This window comes from Conyzicola lurida (assembly GCF_014204935.1).
In the GTDB taxonomy this organism is placed as follows: domain Bacteria; phylum Actinomycetota; class Actinomycetes; order Actinomycetales; family Microbacteriaceae; genus Conyzicola; species Conyzicola lurida.
Map to the genome: position 1 here is coordinate 1,832,929 of NZ_JACHMJ010000001.1, position 18,358 is coordinate 1,851,286.

An 18,358-nucleotide genomic window follows, 5' to 3' on the forward strand; every position below is an offset into this window, starting at 1 on the left:
GAGCACCGGCGGTCGCCGCGCACCGCCCTGCGCCGCCGCGGCCGAGGCGACCAGCGCGGCGGCGACGAGGCACACCGCCCCGACCGCGATCACACCCCGGCGCAGCGCCAGCGCGACGGCGACCGCCACACCGCCGGCCGCCCACAGGACGAGCGCGACCGGGAGGGCTCCGTCGGGCAGCCCGACCACGACGAAGGCCGCCAGCCAGGCGCACGCGGCGGGAAGCGCGAGCCGCAGATCGACCCTCACGTGGTCACCAGGTCTTTCAGCCCCGCGAACGTCTTCTCGCCGATGCCGGTCACGCTCATCAGGTCTTCGACGGCGGTGAAACGCCCGTTCGTCTCTCGCCAGTCGATGATCCGCTCGGCCATCGCGGGGCCGACCCGGGGCAGGGTCTCGAGGGTCGCGGCATCCGCGGTGTTGAGATTGACCTTGCCCGGGACGACCGCGCCGCCGCCAGCCACACCCCCGCCCGCGGCCGGCGGCGCCTGCCCGATCTCGGGCACGACGATCTGCTCGCCGTCGGTGACGAAGCGCGCGAGGTTCAGTCCGGCCTGGTCGGCGTTCGGTCCGAACCCGCCGGCGGCCGCCACTGCGTCGACGGCGCGGTCGCCCTCGCGCAGTTCGTAGAGCCCCGGGGAGGCGACCTCGCCGAGGATATGCACGAAGATCGGGGCGCCCGAGCCCGCGTCGAGCGGGGTCCCGCTGTCGAGAGTCGCGGCCGGCGCCGACCCCGCCGTGACCGTGGCGCTCTGTCCCTTCGGCGCGAGGGCCGCGACCAGTACGGCGCAGCCGAGCGCCACGACGAGCAGCACGACAGCCGCCCCGAGACCGATGCGCAGGCGCGATCGTGGGGTCGCGGCATCCGCGGGTCTGGTCATTGGTCGAGGCTACGAAGCCCGTCGCGCACCGTGGGCGACGTGGCCCCATCTGGGGAGGGACCGCCTCGGCCGCGCCGTGGGGAGGAATGCGGAAGGGCCCCGCCGACGTATCGACGAGGCCCTGCGCGAACGAGCGACTGCTACTTGGTGGCGATCGAGACCACGCGCGGGGCGCGCACGATCACGTTGACGATCTCCTTGTCACCGAGCGAGCGGATGACGGCCTCCGAGGTGCGGGCGAGAGCCTCGAGCTCGTCGGCGCTGATCTTCGGCGAGACCTCGAACTTGTCACGCACCTTGCCGTCGATCTGCACGACGGCCATCACGGCGTCCTCGACCAGCAGCGCGGGGTCGGCCTTGCGCCAGCGCGCGAGCGCGACGGTCGGCTCGTAGCCGAGCAGCTCCCACATCTCCTCGGCCGTGTACGGCGCGAAGAGGCTGAGCGCGATCGCGATGACCTCGGTGGCCTCGCGCACGGCGGGGTCGGCGGGGCCGGCTCCGGTGTCGATCGTCTTGCGGGTGACGTTGACGAGCTCCATCAGGCGCGCGACGACGACGTTGAACTTGAACGACTCGAGCAGGCCGGGGCCGTCCTGGAGGAAGCGGTGCGTCTGCTTGCGCAGCGCTGCATCGCCGGTCTTCCACTCGACCTCGGGGTCGCTCGTGACGTCCTTGGCGAGGCGCCAGGCGCGCTTGAGGAACTTGGCCGAACCGGCAGGCGAGACGTCTTCCCAGTTGATGTCGTCTTCGGGCGGGCCGGCGAACACCATCGTGAGGCGGATCGCGTCGACGCCGAACTCGTCGATCACGTCGCCGAGGTTCACACCGCCCTTGCTCTTCGACATCTTGGATCCGCCGGAGAGCACCATGCCCTGGTTGAGCAGCGCGCTGAACGGCTCGGTGAACGAGACGTAGCCGAGGTCGAACAGCACCTTGGTGATGAAACGCGCGTAGAGCAGGTGAAGGATCGCGTGCTCGACACCGCCGACGTACTGGTCGACGGGTGCCCACTTCTCGGCGAGCTTCGGGTCGAACGCCTGGGTGTCGTCGTTGGGCGACAGGAAGCGCAACGGGTACCAGGAGCTGTCGACGAAGGTGTCCATCGTGTCGGCGTCGCGGAGCGCGGGGCTGCCGTCGCGCGGGTCGGGCACGTTGACCCAGTCCGTGGCGGCGGCGAGCGGCGACTGGCCCTTGGGCTGCAGGTCGAGTCCGTCGGTCGGGGGCAGCAGCACGGGCAGCTGGTCCTCGGGAACCGGGATCAGCTCGCCGTCGGCGCCGTGGATGATCGGGATCGGCGTGCCCCAGAAGCGCTGGCGGCTGATCAGCCAGTCGCGCAGACGGTAGGTCTTCGCGGCACGGCCGGAACCGGTGCTCTCGAGCAGCTCGATGACCTTCTTGATCGCGTTGCTCTTGCTCAGGCCGTCGAGCGGCCCGGAGTTGATCATGCGGCCCTCGCCGCCGAGTGCTGTGCCCGTTTCGGCGGGCGCGAGCGCGGGCGTGTCGTCGGGCAGGATCGCGACGCCGTTCTCGTCGAGGTCGAGCACGGGGATCGACGTCGTGACGGGCGCGTTCGTGTCGACGACGACCACGACGGGCAGGTCGAACTTGAGGGCGAAGTCGAGGTCGCGCTGGTCGTGCGCGGGCACGCCCATGACGGCGCCGTGGCCGTAGTCGGCGAGTACGTAGTCGGCCGCCCAGATCGGAATGCGTTCCTGGGTCACCGGGTTGACGGCGAAACGACGAAGCGGGATGCCGGTCTTTTCACGCGTCGCATCCTGGCGCTCGATCTCGGTGCTCTTCTGGATCTGCTGCAGGTACGCGGCGAACTCGGCCTGGACCTCGGGGGTCGAGCCGGCGGCGAGTTCCGCGGCGAGGTCGGAGTCGGGCGCGACCACCATGAACGTGGCACCGAACAGGGTGTCGGGGCGGGTGGTGAACACCGTGACCTTCTCGTCACGGCCGTCGATCGCGAAGTCGACGTCGGCGCCGATGGAGCGGCCGATCCAGTTGCGCTGCATGGCGAGGACCTTGCTCGGCCAGTGGCCCTCGAGCTGGTTCAGGTCGTCGAGCAGGCGGTCGGCGTAGTCGGTGATCTTGAAGTACCACTGCGTGAGCTTCTTCTTGACGACGACGGCGCCCGAGCGGTCGGACGTGCCGTCGGCGAGGACCTGCTCGTTCGCCAGGACGGTCTGGTCGATCGGGTCCCAGTTGACCCAGCTCTCCTTGCGGTAGGCGAGGCCCTTCTCGTGCAGCTTCAGGAACAGCCACTGGTTCCACTTGTAGTACTCGGGGTCGCTGGTGGCGAGCTCGCGGTCCCAGTCGACGCTGGTCGCGTAGCGGCGCATCGAGGCCTTCTGCTCGGCGATGTTGCCGTAGGTCCAGTCGCGCGGGTTGACGCCGCGCTTGATGGCCGCGTTCTCCGCGGGCAGGCCGAAGGAGTCCCAGCCGACGGGGTGCAGCACGTTGAAACCCTGCATGCGCCAGTAGCGTGCGACGACGTCGGCGAGGGCGTAGGCCTCGCCGTGGCCCATGTGCAGGTCGCCCGACGGGTAGGAGAACATGTCGAGGATGTACTTGCGCGGGCGCTTGTCGTCGACGCTGTCCGACGCGAACGGCTTGAGGTCGTCCCACACCGGGAGCCACTTCTCCTGAAGTGCTGCGATGTCGTACTCGGGAGCGTCGTCTGGGTACTCGTGTGCCACGTATTTCTCAATTCATTGCGGGGAGTGGCCGCGACAACTAGCGGGCGGCCCAACCAACAAGATTAGCTTGCCCTCACCTGCGCCGCGTCACTGCAACCGATGGGTTGCACTGCCGACATCCATCTGCAACTCTTGTGTTGCACTGCAGTCGGAGCCGACGAAAGGACACACCATGACCGACACCCCTCCCGCCGTCATCGACGAGGAGACCTGGAGCGTCACACGCACCGTGCGCATCGACGCGCCACGCTCGCGCGTCTGGGCGGCGATCACCGACCCCGCGCAGATCTCGCAGTGGTTCGGGCAGCGGACCGTCTTCGACCGCGTCGCCGTGGGCGGCAGCGGGCACTTCTTCTTCGACGGGTACGGCGAGAACCCCGTGGTCATCGTCGAATTCCAGCCCGAGAGCGCGTTCGGCTACCGGTGGGGCATCCGGGACGAGCCGATCCGCGACGACAACTCGACGCTCGTGCGGTTCACGCTCGACGACGAGGGCGAAGGCACGGTGCTCTCGGTCGTGGAGACCGGCTTCGGCGAGCTGGCCGGGGACGACGACGCCCGGCGCGCGCACCTCGACGAGCACCGCGGCGGCTGGGATTCCGAGATCGACGAGCTCCTCGCGCTGGTGGGCGCGTGAGCCTGGTCCCCGTGTTCGCGGCGCTCGGCGACGAGACGCGCTGGGGCATCCTCACGGAACTCGGCAACGAGGAGCTGTCGGCGTCGGCGCTCGCCACCCGGCTGCCGGTGAGCCGGCAGGCGATCGCGAAACACCTCGCGTCCCTCGTCGCCGTCGGGCTCGTGGAGCCGGTGCCGGCCGGGCGGGAGATCCGCTACCGCGCCGTCGGAGCGCGCCTCGGCGAGCTCGCCGTGCAGCTCGAGCGCATCGGCGCCGCCTGGGACGGCCGGCTCGCCGCGCTGAAGCGCCTGGCGGAGGGGCGGTAGACATCACCCCTGCGTGTGCGCCGGGTTCGGAAATTCAGGAAGAGTGGGATGGCGCGGCCGGCACGCCCTCGGATCACCGGGGCACCGCCGGCGGGCGGGGGCCGCTCTTCCTGAATTTCCGAAATGGGGCGGGGCGGGGCGGGAACCGCGGCGGGCGGTCGCTAGCCCGCGCCGAGCACCGTGAGCAGCGCCGCGGCCTTGAGCCGCGCCTCGGCGAGTTCCTCCTCCGGCACGGAGAGCGCGGTGATGCCGCCGCCCGCACCCACGGTGGCGCCCGCGCCGTCGAGCACGATCGACCGGATCACCATCGCCAAGTCGACGCGCCCGTCGAGGCCGAAGTAGCCGAAGGCTCCCGCGTAGATCCCGCGCGGACGCGCCTCGAGCCCCTCGAGAATGAGGGTCGCCGCGCGCTTCGGCGCACCCGTCATCGATCCCGCGGGAAAACACACCTCGACCGCGTCCACTCCCGTGCGCCCGCGGAGCAGTCGTCCGCGGACCGTGCTGACCAGCTGGTGCACGTGCCGGTACGTCTCCACCGCGAAGAGGCTCGAAACGACGACCGTTCCGAGCTCGCTCACTCGCCCGATGTCGTTGCGCATCAGGTCGACGATCATCAGGTTCTCGGCGCGCTCCTTGTCGCTCGCGAGCAACTCGGCACAGAACGCGTCGTCGGCCTCCACCGTCTCGCCGCGCGGCCGCGTGCCCTTGATCGGCTTGGATTCGACGACGCCGTCGGGGCTCACGCCGAGGAACTGTTCCGGCGACGCGCTCAGCAGCGCCACCCCGCCGATGCGGATCAGCCCGCCGTGGTGCGCCGGGCTCGATTCGCGCAGCGCGAGGTAGGTGCGGAACGGGTCGAACTCCCCCGCGACCCTCGCCTCCGTGGTGAGGCACAGCTGGTACGCGTCGCCGGCGCGGATCGCGGCCTGGCACTCGGCGATCATCCCGAGGTATTCCGCGTCGCTGTACGCCCACTCGGCCAGGGCGGGGGCCGGATGCCGCGGCAGGACTTTCTCTGGGAAAAATTGCCGCGGCGAAACTAGCCCCGGCACTTTTTCCCGCGGGAAGGTTTCCCCCGTCAAGAATTCCCCCGGCACAACAACCCGCGACGCGAGCGCCGCGATCGTCGACGCGCGCCACTCCGCGAGGTCGCCGGTCCACTCGCGCCCGAGCGCCAGCAGCGTGACCTCCCCGGTCGCGTGGTCGAAGGCGAGGGCGCGGTCGACGTACATGAGTGCGGCGTCCGGGTAGCGCGACGAGCGCGCGACGGGAGTGCCGAGCGTGACGGACCGTAGCTCGTACCCCAGCCAGCCGACCCAACCGAGGGCGAAGCCCTGCCCCGCGACATCCACCCGGTTCTCGGCCAGTTCTGACCGCAGGTCGTCGAAGACGCCGCTGCCGCCGATGACCCGGCCGCCCGCGCCGAGATAGCTGGTGCCCGCGCCCTGGCCGCTGTCGAGCCAGAAGCTGTTCGGCTCGTCCGCGAGCAGCGCGGCCCAGGCGTCGGCCGGGTCGATCCAGCGGCCGAGCGGGTGCCGCAGCACACGCGTGGGCGGAAGCTCGACCGGACACATACCCTGAGTGTATGAGTTCACTTCCGGCCGCGACGTCGGCCGTCTACCGCTGGCACGACGGAGAGCTCGATCTGCTCGACTACTGCGACATGGCGGCCACGGTCGTCGAGGCCGCGGATTCCTGGCTGGTGAGCGACGGGCGCACGCTCGCGCTCGGACTGCACCGCGCGCGGTTCGACGACGCCGTCGACGGGCGCATCGGCACGGACGCGTTCTGGGACGCGGCGATCGCACTGATCCCGTCCGACGGCGACTGGTTCCCGCGCGTCGAGCTGCAGTCACGGTCCGGCGCGCTACTGCTGGTGTTCCGGCTGCGCAGCGCGCCGACGCGCACGCGGTCCGTCGTCGTGGCGACGCACACCGGCCCCGACCCGCGCACCCGCCCGCTGGTGAAGGGGCCCGACCTCGACGCCCTGTCGCGCGTGCGCACCGCGGTTCAGCCGCTCGGTGCCGAGGAAGCGGTCATCCTCTCCCCCGACGGCTACGTCGTCGAGGGCGCCTACAGCGCGCTCGTCTGGTGGCGCGGCAGCATCCTCTGCGCCCCGTCGCTCGACCTCGACCGCATCGACAGTGTCACCGCGCGTTCGCTCCTCGGGCTCGCGACCGCGCTCGGCACCGAGATCTACTTCGAATCGGTGACGCCGGCCGAACTGGACGGCACCGAACTCTGGTCCCTCAGTGCCCTGCACGGGCCGCGCATCGTCACTGGCTGGGTCGACGGACCGGGAACGGCCGAGTTGCCCGGACGCCTCGAGACCTGGCGCACCCGGCTCGGCGCGCTGCGCAAACCGATCCGGTAGTCGGCCAGCTCGGTGCTCACGACCGGCGACCCGTTGTCGCCGCAGATGCGGCTGACGACCGAGATCGCCGCGGCGTAGCCGGGCGCCGCCGACCAGTCCGGCGGTCCGCCGAGACGCAGTGCGGTGGTCGCCGTGTCGCTCGTTCCGTCGGTGTTGCTCGGGGTGTTGCCTGCGGGCGGATGACGCGGGTGCCCGTCGCGCGCCGGGTTATGGAAATTCAGGAAGTCTGCCCCGTGCGCGATCGCAGGGCCGCGCGAAGTTGCGGGTGCGAGGCGGGGCGGGCGCGGGACTTCCTGAATTTCCGACAGGGGCGGGGCGGGGGCGCAGGCGCAGGCCGCGGCATCCACGCCCCTGAATTGGAAATTCAGGAAGTCTCGCCGCCGCAGCCGGGCACCGGCGCGATAAATCGCGGCGTGGCGACGGGCCGCAGCACAGACTTCCTGAATTTCCGAAGTGCGCTGGAAGCGGGAGGACGGCGCGGCCCCCTACGCCAGCCGCAGGGTGCCGGTGACCAGCGCGCTGTCGATCGCGGTGTGCGAGATCACGATCACGGCCCGCTGCGCGGACGCGGCGCCGTGCAGCAGGTCCGCCATCAGGGCGTCCGCGCGGTCGACGTCGACGTTCGCGGTCGGCTCGTCGAGGATCAGGATGGGGAACTCGGCCAACAGCGCCCGCGCGAGGGCGATCCGCTGCGCCTGCCCGCCCGACACGAGCGAGCCGCGCTCCCCCACGGGCGAGTCGAGGCCGCCGCGTTCGGCGACCCAGTCGTCGAGGCCCACGGACGCGAGTGCCGCGTGCAGGTCGTCGTCCGTCGCCGTCTCGCGCGCGAACAGCAGGTTCTGCCGGATGCTGTCGTCGAACAGGTGCGGCGACTGCTCGCAGAGTCCGACGACGGTGCGCACGGCGTCCGGGTCGAGGTCGTGCGCGTCGACACCGCCGAGCGTGTAGCCGCCCTCGTGGTCGAGGAAGCGCACGAGCACGTGCGCGAGCGTCGTCTTTCCGGCACCGCTCTCGCCGGTGACCAGCAGGCAGTCGCCCGGGGAGACCGTCACCGAGACGTTGCGCAGGGCGGGAGTCAGGGCCCCGGGCCAGCGCGCGGACACGCGGTCGAGCGCCAGGGTCAGCGGGCCCGACGGCACGGCGACGGGCGACGGGTGCGCGACGGGGATCTCCGCGGGGACCGTCGACGGCACGACCGTCGCGATCCGCCGCGCGCTCACCCGCACCTGCCGCCAGGCGCCGACGGCGAGCGGCACCGTGCCGAACGCCTCGAACACGGCGATCGGCACGAGCACGACGAGAGCGAGCGCGGGACCGGTCAGGTCGCCCGAGGCGTGGGCGGGACCGGCGACGAGCACCGCGCCGACCATCGCCGCGCCGCTCAGCACCGACATCGCGGCGGTGACGATTCCCGCGCCGAGTGCCTGCCGCAACTGGGCCCGGCGCAGCCGCGCGTCGGCGGCGGCGATGGCGGCCTCGCGCTGCTCCGTGACGCCGAAGGCGGTGAGCACGTCGAGCCGGGTGACGAAGTCGAGCACGAGCTGGGACAGTTCGGCGCGCAGTGGTGCGATGCTGCGGTCGGCGTTGCCGGTGATGGCGCTGTGTACGACCGTTCCGACGACCGCGGCGACGAGCAGTGCGATCAGCAGCGTGAGTCCGGCCCCCGGCAGGATGATCGCGACGGTCACGACGCTGGCGACGGCCACGACGAGCGAGGTCGCCAGCGGTTGGATGACGCGGAGTGGCAGATCCTGCAGCTGGTCGACATCGCTCACGAGCCGCGTCAGCAGGTCGCCGCGCCGCGTGCCGCCCAGGCCGTCGGGCGCGATGGGGATGAGCCGCCGGAAGATGCCGGTGCGCAGCGTCGCGAGCGACCGGAATGCCGCGTCGTGCGTGACGAGGCGCTCGACGTAGCGGAAGAACGCCCGCCCGAGCGCGAACGCCCGCACGCCAACGATCGCGAAACCGAGGAACAGGATCGGGGGCTGCTCGGAGGCGCGCGTGATCAGCCAGGCCGACGTGGCCAGCAGCGCGACGGCGCTGCCCGAGGCGAGGATGCCGAGGAGGAGTCCCGGGACGGATCGGCGCGCCGGCGGCTGGGCCAGACGCAGGATGTCGGCCGTGTCCGGGGCGTCCGTGCCGGTGACGGGGGTGGAGATGTCCGCGCTCACGAGGCCACCGCCACTCGCGGCCGCAATTCGATGACGCTGTCGGCGGCGTCGAGCAGCGCCGTGCGGTGGCTGACGACCACGACGGCGACGCCCCGCTCGACGAACTCGCGCAGTCCGTTGACCAGTTCGCCCTCGGTCGCCGCGTCGAGCGCCGAGCTGGGCTCGTCGAGGATCAGCACGGGGCACGACCGGTCGAGCGCGCGGTAGAAGGCGCGGGCGAGCGCGACGCGTTGCGCCTGTCCGCCCGACAGCCCGGCGCCGTTGACGCCGAGCACCTGGCGCGGGTCGATGAGTTCGGCGGCCGCGAGCCGCATGGCCGTGCGCAACGTCCGCTCGTCGGGCTCGGCCGCGCCGAGCGCGACGTTCTCGGCCACGGTCCCCGCCATGAGCCCCGGTCGCTGCCCGGCCCACGCCACGAGCGCGCGCGCGGCTCCCGGCTCGAGCACCCGGCCGCCGTAGGTAACGAGGCCGGTGGACGGAACGAAGCCGAGGACGGCGGCGATGAGACTCGACTTTCCGGCACCGCTCGGGCCGGCGATCGCGGTGAGCACGCCCGGCTCGAACCCGACGCTGAGGTCGTCGATCACGGTGCGGTCGCCGTACGCGACGCCGAGTCCGGCGACAGCGAGGGCGCCGCCCGCGCTGACAGGCATAGGAGCGTCGACGGATGCCGCCGGCCCGGCCCCGCCCGCCGCGTCGAGGATCTCGAACACCTCGTCGGCCGCGGCCACACCGTCGGCGGCGGCGTGGAACTGCGCCCCCACCTGCCGCAGCGGAAGATACGCCTCGGGCGTGAGCAACAGCACGAAGAGCCCGACCGTGAGGCCGAGCGTGCCGTCGACGAGCCGCAGCCCGATCGACACCGCGACGATCGCCACCGAGAGGCTGCCCGCGAGCTCGAGCACAAAACCCGAGATGAAGGAGACACGCAGTACGGCGATGGTGCGGGCGCGGTAGTCCTCGGTGACGGCGTCGATGCGCTCCACTTGGCGGTGCTGGCGGCCGAAGATCGTGAGCGTCGACAGGCCGTCCACCACGTCGAGGAAGCTGGACGCGAGTTTGGTCAGGGCCGCCCACTGCTGCTTCTGCACGGCCTGGGTCGCCCAGCCGATGAGCACCATGAACAGCGGGATGAGCGGCAGGGTGATGATGATGACGACGCCGGTCGCGACATCCTGCGTCAGCAAGACCAGGAGCAACAGCGGCGTGGCGATCGCGGTCAGGATGAGCTGCGGCAGGTACTTGGCGAAGTAGCCGTCGAGGGCGTCGAGACCCTGCGAGACCACGGTCGTGATGCGGGCGGAATTACGCTCGGCGAGCCAGGCCGGTCCGAGCTTCGTCAGCGCGCCGACGACCCGCACGCGCAGCTGGCTCTTCACCCGGGCCGCGCCGCGCACAGCGAGCACGTCCAGCGCCCAGATCAACACCGCGCGTGCGAGGATCACGCCGACGAACGCCCACAGCTCGGGCATCAGCTCGGCGACCGAGCGCCCGTCGATCAGTCCGACGATGAGCGCCGTGGCGAACCAGGCCGACGCCACGATGCTCGCCGTCTGGAGGAACCCGACGGCCGCCCCGGCGACGAGGAACCACCGTGAGGCGGATGCGTACCGTAGCAACCGCGGATCGATGGGGCCCGCGCTCATTGTGACACCGTATCAGTGGCTCGAGGCGGCGATCGTCGAGCGGGTGATGCGCTTGCGGAAGACCCAGTACGTCCACGCCTGGTAGGCGAGGATCAGCGGCAGGGCGATGGCTGCGAGCCAGGTCATCAGGTTCAGCGTGTACGGCGTGCTCGACGCGCTCTCGATGGTCAGGCCGTTCGCCGGGACGTTGCTGGCGGGCATGACGTTCGGGAACAGCGCGGCGAGGATCGTCGCGACCGCGAGCACGATGGTCACGGCCATGGCGGCGAACGCCTTGCCCTCGCGTCCGACGGCGTTGAACAGCCAGGCCGCGATCAGGCTGACCGCCGCCAGCACGGCGAGAGTCATGATGAGCCAGGCGTGCGCGACGTCGAGGTGCTGCAGCACCGTCCAACCGAGGAAGGATGCCGCGACGAGGATCGTCACCGCCCCCGCCCGACGGGCGAGCGCCTGAGCGCGCAGCCGCATGTCGTCGGTGGTCTTGAGCGACACGAAGATCACCCCGTGGGTGAAGAACAGCGTGAGCGTGGTGAGGCCGCCGAGCAGCGCGTACGGGTTGAGCAACGCGAAGAAGCCGCCGATGTAGTTGTGGTCGGCGTCCATCGCGACGCCCTGGATCAGGTTCGCGAACGCGACGCCCCAGAGGAACGCGGGCACGGCGGAGCCGATGACGATCATCCAGTCGAACTTGTCGGTCCAGGCGAGCCCCTTGTTCTGGTGCCGGTACTCGAACGAGACGCCGCGCAGGATCAGGGTGATGAGGATCAGCAGCAGGATCAGGTAGAAGCCGCTGAACATGCTCGCGTACCACTCGGGGAAAGCCGCGAACATCGCGGCACCGGCCACGATCAGCCAGGTCTCGTTCATGTCCCAGACGGGCCCGATGGTGTTGATCAGCACCCGCCGGTCCGTGTTGTCCTTGCCGAGGAACGGCAGGCTCATTCCGACGCCGAAGTCGAAGCCGTCGAGCACGAAGTAGCCGATGAAGAAGAAACCGACGATCAGAAACCAGATGTAGGGAAGGTCCATGTCAGCTCTCCTTAGTAGACGGTCGCGAGTTTGGCATGGTCGATGTTCTCGGGGTCGTCGTGGTTCTCCCACTCGTCGGGCCCGGTGATGGCGGCCTTCTTGATGAGCTTGAACTCGACCACCGCGAGGGCCCCGTAGACGATCGTGAAGGCGATGAGCGAGATCAGCACCGTGAGTCCCGTGACGTTCGGCGAGACGCCATCCTCGGTCTTCATCAACCCGAACACGATCCAGGGCTGGCGGCCCATCTCGGTGAAGATCCAGCCGGCCAAGGATGCCGCGAGCGGCAGTGGCGCGGACCAGATGGCGATCTTCCACGCCCACGGCTTCGGCTCCTTGCCCTTGCGGGTGAGCCAGAGTCCGACCAGCGAGATGAGCGCCGCGATGCCGCCCAGACCGATCATGTAGCGGAAGCCCCAGTAGGTGACCCAGATGATCGGCGAGTAGTCGCCGGGTCCGTACTCCTGCACGTACTGCGCCTGCAGGTCGTTGATGCCCTCGACCTCGCCGGTGAACGTGTGGGTGGAGAGGAACGACAGCAGATACGGGATGCGGATCGAGAAGATCTCGTGCGCTCCGTCGGGGGTACCCCAGGAGAAGATCGAGAAGCTCGCGGCCTCCGTGGTCTTGTACAGAGCCTCAGCGGCCGCCATTTTCATCGGCTGGGTCTCGACCATCACGAGGCCGAGCTGGTCGCCGCTGAGCGCGGCGCCGCCGAAGCCGAAGACGCTGGCGAAGGAGCCGAACTTGAGCGCGGTCCGCATCGTGTCGACGTGCTGCTTGCGCGACAGGTGGTACGCCGCGGTTGCGACCATGACGGCGGCGGCGAACATGATCGATGCGAAGATCGTGTGCGGGAACTGCCAGACGGCCACCGGGTTGGTGAGCACGGCGACGATGTCGGTGAGCTCGGCGCGGCCCTTCTCGGCGTTGAGCTCGTAGCCCACGGGGTTCTGCATAAACGCGTTGGCGGCGAGGATGAAGTACGCCGAGAGCACGCTGCCGAGCGCCGTGGCCCAGATGGTGGCGAGGTGGATTTTCGGGGGCAGCTTGTCCCAGCCGAAGATCCAGAGCCCGATGAAGGTGGCCTCGAAGAAGAAGGCGAGCAGACCCTCCATGGCGAGCGGGGCGCCGAAGACGTCGCCGACGAAACGCGAGTAGTCCGACCAGTTCATACCGAACTGGAACTCCTGCACGATGCCGGTGACGACGCCCATCGCGAAGTTGATGAGGAAGATCTTGCCGAACAGACGGGTCAGGTGCAGGTACTTGAGCTTGGCGGTGCGGACCCAGGCGGTCTGCAGGGTCGCGACGAGCAGCACCATACCGATCGTCAGGGGAATAAAGAGGAAGTGGTAGAGGGTCGTGAGACCGAACTGCCACCGAGAAAGCAGAAGCGGGTCGAGAATCTCCCCCACGTCTATCACCGCCCGATCACTAATGTTGCTAGAACTACTCACTACATTCTTGACGGCGCCGCTAAACAACACATGGGTCTAAAGTCCCGATCTCGGAATCAGGGTTTCCCCCGTTCCGACCACTCAGGGAGCACAACTAGTCTCGTGCTGTGAACGACATTCTGACGTGGATACTCGACGTTGTGCAGTCCGTCGATCCGGTCGTCCGCACCCTGATCGCGGGGGTCGGGATCCTGTTCGAGACCAGCATCCTCATCGGCCTCATCGTGCCGGGCGACACCATCGTGATCGTCGCGGCCACGGGCGTCGAGACCCCGCTGCAGTTCGTCGCGCTCTTCGTCGCCGTGCTGCTGGGCGCGATAGCCGGCGAGAGCATCGGGTTCGCCCTCGGGCGCTACTTCGGCCCGCGCATCCGCGCGTCACGGCTCGGAGCGCGCATCGGCGAGCACAACTGGGTGCGGGCGGAGAACTACCTGCGCAAACGCGGCGGCATCGCCGTCTTCATCTCGCGGTTCCTGCCCGTGCTGCACTCCCTCATCCCCCTCACCGTCGGCATGAGCACCATGCCGTACCGCCGGTTTATGAAGTGGACGATCCCCGCCTGCGTCATCTGGTCGCTGGCCTACATCTCGGTGGGCGCGCTGGCCGCCGGCAGCTACCGGGAACTCTCCGACCGGCTGCACTACGCCGGCTACGTCTTCGTCGGCATCTTCGTCGTGTTCGCCCTGGTCGTGCTCGTGGTGAAGAAGGTGCTGGCCCGGGTCGAGGCGCGGCACATGGACCATCCCACCGAGCACGGGCGGATCGAAGACCCGCTGGCCTGAGCCGACATCGCCGGACCCGTGGCGGGACCGGACGACAGAGCGAGCAATCGTCCGATCAGTCGTCGAGCAGGTCGTTCTCGGTCAGCCAGGTCGCGGCGACGCGTTCGGGCGACGGGTTGTCTCCGCCCGCGGCCTTCTCGTTGAGGTCGCGCAGCTCGTCGGTGGTGATGAGCGCGGAGACGGGGTCGAGCAACCGCTGCACGTCGGCGCGGTAGGCCGTGTCGTTGACGAGCGGGATGATGTTCTGCACCGCGATGATGCTCTTCGGGTCGCGCAGCACGACGAGCTGGTTCAGCGCGATCGACGGCGACGTCGACGGGATGACGCCGACCTGCACGACGCCGGTGAGCAGGTCGCCGACGGTCGCCGTGCCTCCCCCGTCGTCGATCGCCTTGGTCTCGAAGCCGCTGATGCCGTAGACCGACAGCAGCCCGGCGCTGCCGTAGCGCTGGCTGTCGAAGTCGGCGTTGGCCCCGATCGTGATCGAGTCGGCGTGGTAGGCGAGGTCGCCGATGCTGGTGACCTGATGGTCGTCGGAGTATTCGGCCGTCACGACGAAGGCCTCGGCGTTGTCGGCGGGGGCCGCCGCGAGCACGTGAAGTCCGCTCTCCTCGAGAGCGTCGGGCAGGGCGTCGAGGATCTCTTTCTGGGACCGTTCGAACGCGTCGGGGTCGGCGCCGTAGAGCAGCGCACCCGAGCTGTCGGGGATGAGGTCGATGCTGCCGGACTGCAGCGCGGCGACAAACGACGCGCGGTCGCCCACGCCCTCGTTGTAGTCGACGGAGTAGCCGTGAGCCGCGAGTACCTGGCCGTAGATCTGGGCGAGGATGCGGTTCTCGGTGGTGGCCTGCGCGCCGATCGTGATCTCGGCGCCGTCGCCGGTGTCGAGCGGATCGGGATCCGTGGATCCGCAGCCCGAGAGCAGTGCGACCAGTCCGATTGCGAGGGCTCCGGCCAGAATCCGGGGTCTCGCTGTGACGTGCATAGGGGTCATTCTTCCACGCCGACCTGTGACGAAACCCCAGATTGGCCGAGTGGCGGGGTGCCGTGGTAGGGGTAGGCAGCGACGAGGGGCGGATGCCGCGGCATCCGCCCCTCTAGTGCAACGGTGATCTCTAGAGGAGGTCGTTGTCCGTCAGCCACTTCTCGGCGATGACGTCCGACGACTCCTGGTCGACGGTGCTCTCGACGTTCAGAGCGACGAGTCCCTCGGGGGTGAGCTTGGCGCTGACCGCGTTGATGACGTCGGCGATCTCGTCGGCCACGTCGGCGCTCACGAGCGGCACGACGTTGGACGCGAGGAACAGGCCCTCGGGGTCTTCGAGCGTGACGAGGTTGTCGGTCTGGATGCGCGGGTCGGCGCTGTAGACGTTCGCGATGTTGACGGTACCGGCGAGGAGGTCTTCGACGGTGGTGTCGCCGGTCGCCGTGAACGAGACGTTCACGTTGTAGGTCGACGCGAGACCGGAGGGGCCGTAGGGGCGCTCCTCGAGCTCGGCGTTGCCGCCGAGGATCAGCGGGTCGGTGACGTTCGCGAGGTCGGCGATCGTGGTGAGGTCGTTGGCCTCGGCGAAGTCGCTCGTGACGTTGTACGAGTCCTGGTCGGTGGCCGGCGACTGGTCGAGAACCGTGAGGCCCTCGGGCAGTGCGTCGGCGAGGGCCGCGTACACGTCGTCGGAGGCGGTGGCCTCGGTGTCGGGCACGTAGTACTGGAGGAGGTTTCCGGTGTACTCGGGGAATAGGTTGACGCTGCCGGCTTCGAGCTCGGGCAGGTAGGCGTCGCGCTGTCCGATGTTGAACTGGCGCTCGACGGTGAAGTCGGCGTTCTCGAGGGCCTGCGCGTAGATCTCGGCGATGATCTCGTTGGAGTAGTACGCCTGCGAGCCGATCACGATGGTGTCGGAATCGGCGGTGTCCGATCCGGTGTCCGTGTCCAGGGGATCACTCGATGCGCACCCTGAGAGGGCCAATGACGCCCCGACCATGACTACGCCTGCGGCGAGCCAGCCCTTGTTCCTTGCTGTGAACATTGTGTTCTCTTTTCACTCTGCTGTGTTACTGGTTCGCGGAGATTTCCGCTCCCGCTCGCGGCCGGGTTGACCGTGTGCGGGTGTCCGAGGTTCGGCCGGCGGCGACGCCGCGCGGCACGATGATGCGCTGGAGCAGCGCGAAGAGGCCGTCGATGATCAGTGCGAGGGCGACGACCACGAGGGCCGCGCCGAGCATCTGGTCGAATTGGCGCAGTGCCAGGCCCTTGATGATGTAGAGCCCGAGTCCGCCGAGCCCGATGTAGGCGGCGAGGGTGACCGTGGCCACGATCTGCAGCGCCGCCGAGCGGATGCCGCCGATGAGGAGGGGAAGCCCGAGCGGGATCTCCACCTTCCAGAGGATCTGCCACTCGGTCATGCCGACCGCGCGGGCCGAGTCGATCACGCGTCGGTCGATCGCTTCGAGCCCGCTGTAGGCGCCGGCCAGGATGGACGGGATACCGAGCAGGACGAACGCGATGAATGCGGCGAGCGGCTTCTGCGTCACACCGATGAGCAGCACGAGCAGCAGGATGAGTCCGAACGACGGGAGCGCGCGGGCTGCGCCCGAGATGCCGATGGCGATCTCCCGGCCCTTTCCCGTGTGCCCGATGAAGTAGCCGAGCGGGATGGCGATGACGGCCGCGATCAGCACCGACAGGAACGTGTAGAAGAGGTGCTCGCCGATGCGGATCGGGATCGCGGACGGACCCGCGTACTGGTCGGGATCGGTGAGCCAGGCGATGGCTTCTGCGAAGAGGTTCATGCGACCGGTCCCCTCGTGACGTCCATCAGGGCGAGTCGTTCGAGAGGCGGGCGTACCGTCTTCTGCTTGCGCGTCCACGGCATCAACAGCCGGCCGAGCAGCACGAGCAGGTAGTCCACGACGAGCGCGATGACGACGACCATCACGACGCCGGCGAGGATCTCGACGATGATGCGGCGCTGGTACCCGTTGGTGAACAGGTAGCCGAGGCTCTCGATGCCGATGAGGATTCCCACGGTGACGAGGCTGATCGTACTGACGGCGGCGACGCGGAGGCCGGCGAGGATCACGGGGCCGGCGAGCGGGAACTCGACCGCCCAGAACCTGCGCCAGCTGCCGTAGCCGACCGCGGTCGCCGACTGGCGGATGGCCGGGTCGACCGAGCCGAGCGCGTCGGCCACCGAGCGTGCCATGATCGCCACCACGTAGATGGTGAGCGCGATCATCAGGTTGGTCTCGCTGATGAAGGGGATGCCGAGGAGCGGCGGGAGGATGACGAAGAGCGCGAGCGACGGGATGGTGAAGAGCAACCCGGCGAGCGTGAGCAGCAGGCCGCGCGTGAGCTTGAACCGGTAGGCGACCCAGCCGATCGGGATCGAGACGACGAAGCCGATCAGGATCGGGAGGATGCTCAACCGCACGTGCTCGACGGAGAGCCTCCCGATGAGGTCGAGGTTGTTCCAGACCCAGTTCATCTAGACGCCCGACTCGTCGCCCGCTGAGGAGGCGACGAGGACGCCGGCCGCGCGCCCGTCGCTGTCGACGAGGATGGAGCCGTTGGCGGTCTCGCGGATACTCAGGGCGCGCTTGCCCTTGTCGGCGCCGATGAAGGTGGCGACGAAATCGCTCGCGGGGTTCGCCAGGATCTCGGTCGGGCTGCCGATCTGCGCGATTCGGGCACCTTTTTCGAGGATGACGACCTGGTCGCCGAGCAGGAAGGCTTCGTCGATGTCGTGCGTGACGAAGACCACGGTCTTGTCGAGGTCTCGCTGCAGGCGGATGGTCTCCTGCTGCAGTTCGGCGCGCACGATCGGGTCGACGGCGCCGAAGGGCTCGTCCATGAGGAGGATGTTCGGGTTGGCCGCCAGCCCGCGGGCTACGCCGACGCGCTGCTGCTGGCCGCCGGAGAGCTGGCTGGGGTAGCGGTTCGCGAGGTCGCGGTTGAGGCCGACGGTGTCGAGCAGCTCGAGGGCCTGCGCACGGGCCTGCTTGCGGGGAACGCCGTTGAGTACGGGCACGGTCGCGACGTTGTCGATGACCTTGAAGTGCGGGAGCAATCCCGAGTTCTGCATCACGTAGCCGATGCTGCGGCGGAGTTTGACCGGTTCGATACCGGAGATGTCGTCGCCGTCGATCGACACCGTGCCGTCGCTCGGGTCGACCATGCGGTTGATCATGCGGAGCAGGGTGGTCTTTCCGCTGCCGGACGAGCCGACGAGGACCGTCGTCTTGCGCGACGGGATGACGAGGTTGAAGTCATCGACTGCGAGGGTACCATCGTCGAACCGCTTGGACACCGAACGGAATTCGATCATTCGCTAACACCCATGTTTTCGGCTCATTCCTCGTGATCATCAC

16 protein-coding genes are annotated in these 18,358 nt (G+C 69.2%); 4 read left to right on the plus strand and 12 right to left on the minus strand.

Features of this window, described 5'->3' with window-relative positions; translation table 11 throughout:
• Nucleotides 1–245: 245 nt before the first annotated feature.
• Complete coding sequence (locus HD599_RS08820) at nt 246–881, minus strand: ComEA family DNA-binding protein (protein ID WP_184236143.1); 636 nt, start codon at nt 879–881, stop codon at nt 246–248.
• Nucleotides 882–1,021: 140 nt separating this feature from the next.
• On the minus strand, nt 1,022–3,583 hold the full coding sequence (gene leuS, locus HD599_RS08825) for a leucine--tRNA ligase (protein WP_184236146.1): 2,562 nt from the start codon (nt 3,581–3,583) through the stop codon (nt 1,022–1,024).
• 172 nt (nt 3,584–3,755) lie between these two features.
• Here leuS and HD599_RS08830 point away from each other — a divergent pair, with 172 nt between their 5' ends.
• The gene (locus tag HD599_RS08830) at nt 3,756–4,220 is read left to right on the plus strand and encodes an SRPBCC domain-containing protein (protein WP_184236149.1); all 465 of its coding nucleotides are present in this window, start codon (nt 3,756–3,758) and stop codon (nt 4,218–4,220) included.
• Entirely contained in the window at nt 4,217–4,525 is a 309-nt protein-coding gene (locus HD599_RS08835) for a metalloregulator ArsR/SmtB family transcription factor (protein WP_184236152.1), read from the plus strand. Before HD599_RS08830 ends, HD599_RS08835 begins: the two co-directional genes overlap by 4 nt.
• A gap of 161 nt (nt 4,526–4,686) precedes the next feature.
• On the opposite strand, the gene HD599_RS08840 is transcribed toward HD599_RS08835, so the two are convergent.
• The gene (locus HD599_RS08840; protein WP_184236154.1) at nt 4,687–6,099 is read right to left on the minus strand and encodes an anthranilate synthase component I family protein; all 1,413 of its coding nucleotides are present in this window, start codon (nt 6,097–6,099) and stop codon (nt 4,687–4,689) included.
• 11 nt (nt 6,100–6,110) lie between these two features.
• On the opposite strand from HD599_RS08840, the gene HD599_RS08845 reads away from it, so the two are divergent.
• Entirely contained in the window at nt 6,111–6,899 is a 789-nt protein-coding gene (locus HD599_RS08845; protein ID WP_184236158.1) for an aminotransferase class IV, read from the plus strand.
• 485 nt (nt 6,900–7,384) lie between these two features.
• Here HD599_RS08845 and cydC read toward each other — a convergent pair whose 3' ends face one another.
• The 4 genes from cydC to HD599_RS08865 are packed head-to-tail and all read right to left on the minus strand — an operon-like array spanning nt 7,385 to nt 13,163.
• On the minus strand, nt 7,385–9,070 hold the full coding sequence (gene cydC / locus HD599_RS08850) for a thiol reductant ABC exporter subunit CydC (RefSeq protein ID WP_343061984.1): 1,686 nt from the start codon (nt 9,068–9,070) through the stop codon (nt 7,385–7,387).
• Nucleotides 9,067–10,716 carry a thiol reductant ABC exporter subunit CydD gene (gene cydD / locus HD599_RS08855; RefSeq protein WP_184236161.1) on the minus strand — a complete coding sequence of 550 codons (1,650 nt, stop codon included), beginning with the start codon at nt 10,714–10,716 and terminating at the stop codon, nt 9,067–9,069. The genes cydC and cydD overlap by 4 nt, the downstream gene beginning before the upstream one ends.
• A gap of 12 nt (nt 10,717–10,728) precedes the next feature.
• The gene (gene cydB / locus HD599_RS08860) at nt 10,729–11,745 is read right to left on the minus strand and encodes a cytochrome d ubiquinol oxidase subunit II (protein WP_184236165.1); all 1,017 of its coding nucleotides are present in this window, start codon (nt 11,743–11,745) and stop codon (nt 10,729–10,731) included.
• Between the two features lie 11 nt (nt 11,746–11,756).
• Nucleotides 11,757–13,163 carry a cytochrome ubiquinol oxidase subunit I gene (locus HD599_RS08865; protein WP_184236169.1) on the minus strand — a complete coding sequence of 469 codons (1,407 nt, stop codon included), beginning with the start codon at nt 13,161–13,163 and terminating at the stop codon, nt 11,757–11,759.
• Nucleotides 13,164–13,312: 149 nt separating this feature from the next.
• On the opposite strand from HD599_RS08865, the gene HD599_RS08870 reads away from it, so the two are divergent.
• Nucleotides 13,313–13,987 (plus strand): VTT domain-containing protein, encoded by a 675-nt coding sequence (locus HD599_RS08870; protein ID WP_184236171.1) that lies wholly within the window; start codon nt 13,313–13,315, stop codon nt 13,985–13,987.
• Between the two features lie 55 nt (nt 13,988–14,042).
• Here HD599_RS08870 and HD599_RS08875 read toward each other — a convergent pair whose 3' ends face one another.
• The 5 genes from HD599_RS08875 to HD599_RS08895 form a co-directional block, all read right to left on the minus strand.
• A complete protein-coding gene (locus HD599_RS08875; RefSeq protein ID WP_184236174.1) occupies nt 14,043–14,972 on the minus strand; it encodes an ABC transporter substrate-binding protein in 930 nt (309 codons plus the stop codon).
• 130 nt (nt 14,973–15,102) lie between these two features.
• The gene (locus HD599_RS08880) at nt 15,103–16,017 is read right to left on the minus strand and encodes an ABC transporter substrate-binding protein (RefSeq protein ID WP_184236177.1); all 915 of its coding nucleotides are present in this window, start codon (nt 16,015–16,017) and stop codon (nt 15,103–15,105) included.
• 25 nt (nt 16,018–16,042) lie between these two features.
• Nucleotides 16,043–16,780, minus strand: coding sequence for an ABC transporter permease (locus HD599_RS08885; protein WP_184236180.1), 738 nt, complete (start codon nt 16,778–16,780; stop codon nt 16,043–16,045).
• The gene (locus tag HD599_RS08890; RefSeq protein WP_184236183.1) at nt 16,777–17,475 is read right to left on the minus strand and encodes an ABC transporter permease; all 699 of its coding nucleotides are present in this window, start codon (nt 17,473–17,475) and stop codon (nt 16,777–16,779) included. Before HD599_RS08890 ends, HD599_RS08885 begins: the two co-directional genes overlap by 4 nt.
• Nucleotides 17,476–18,315 (minus strand): ABC transporter ATP-binding protein, encoded by an 840-nt coding sequence (locus HD599_RS08895; protein WP_184236186.1) that lies wholly within the window; start codon nt 18,313–18,315, stop codon nt 17,476–17,478.
• Nucleotides 18,316–18,358: the final 43 nt, after the last annotated feature.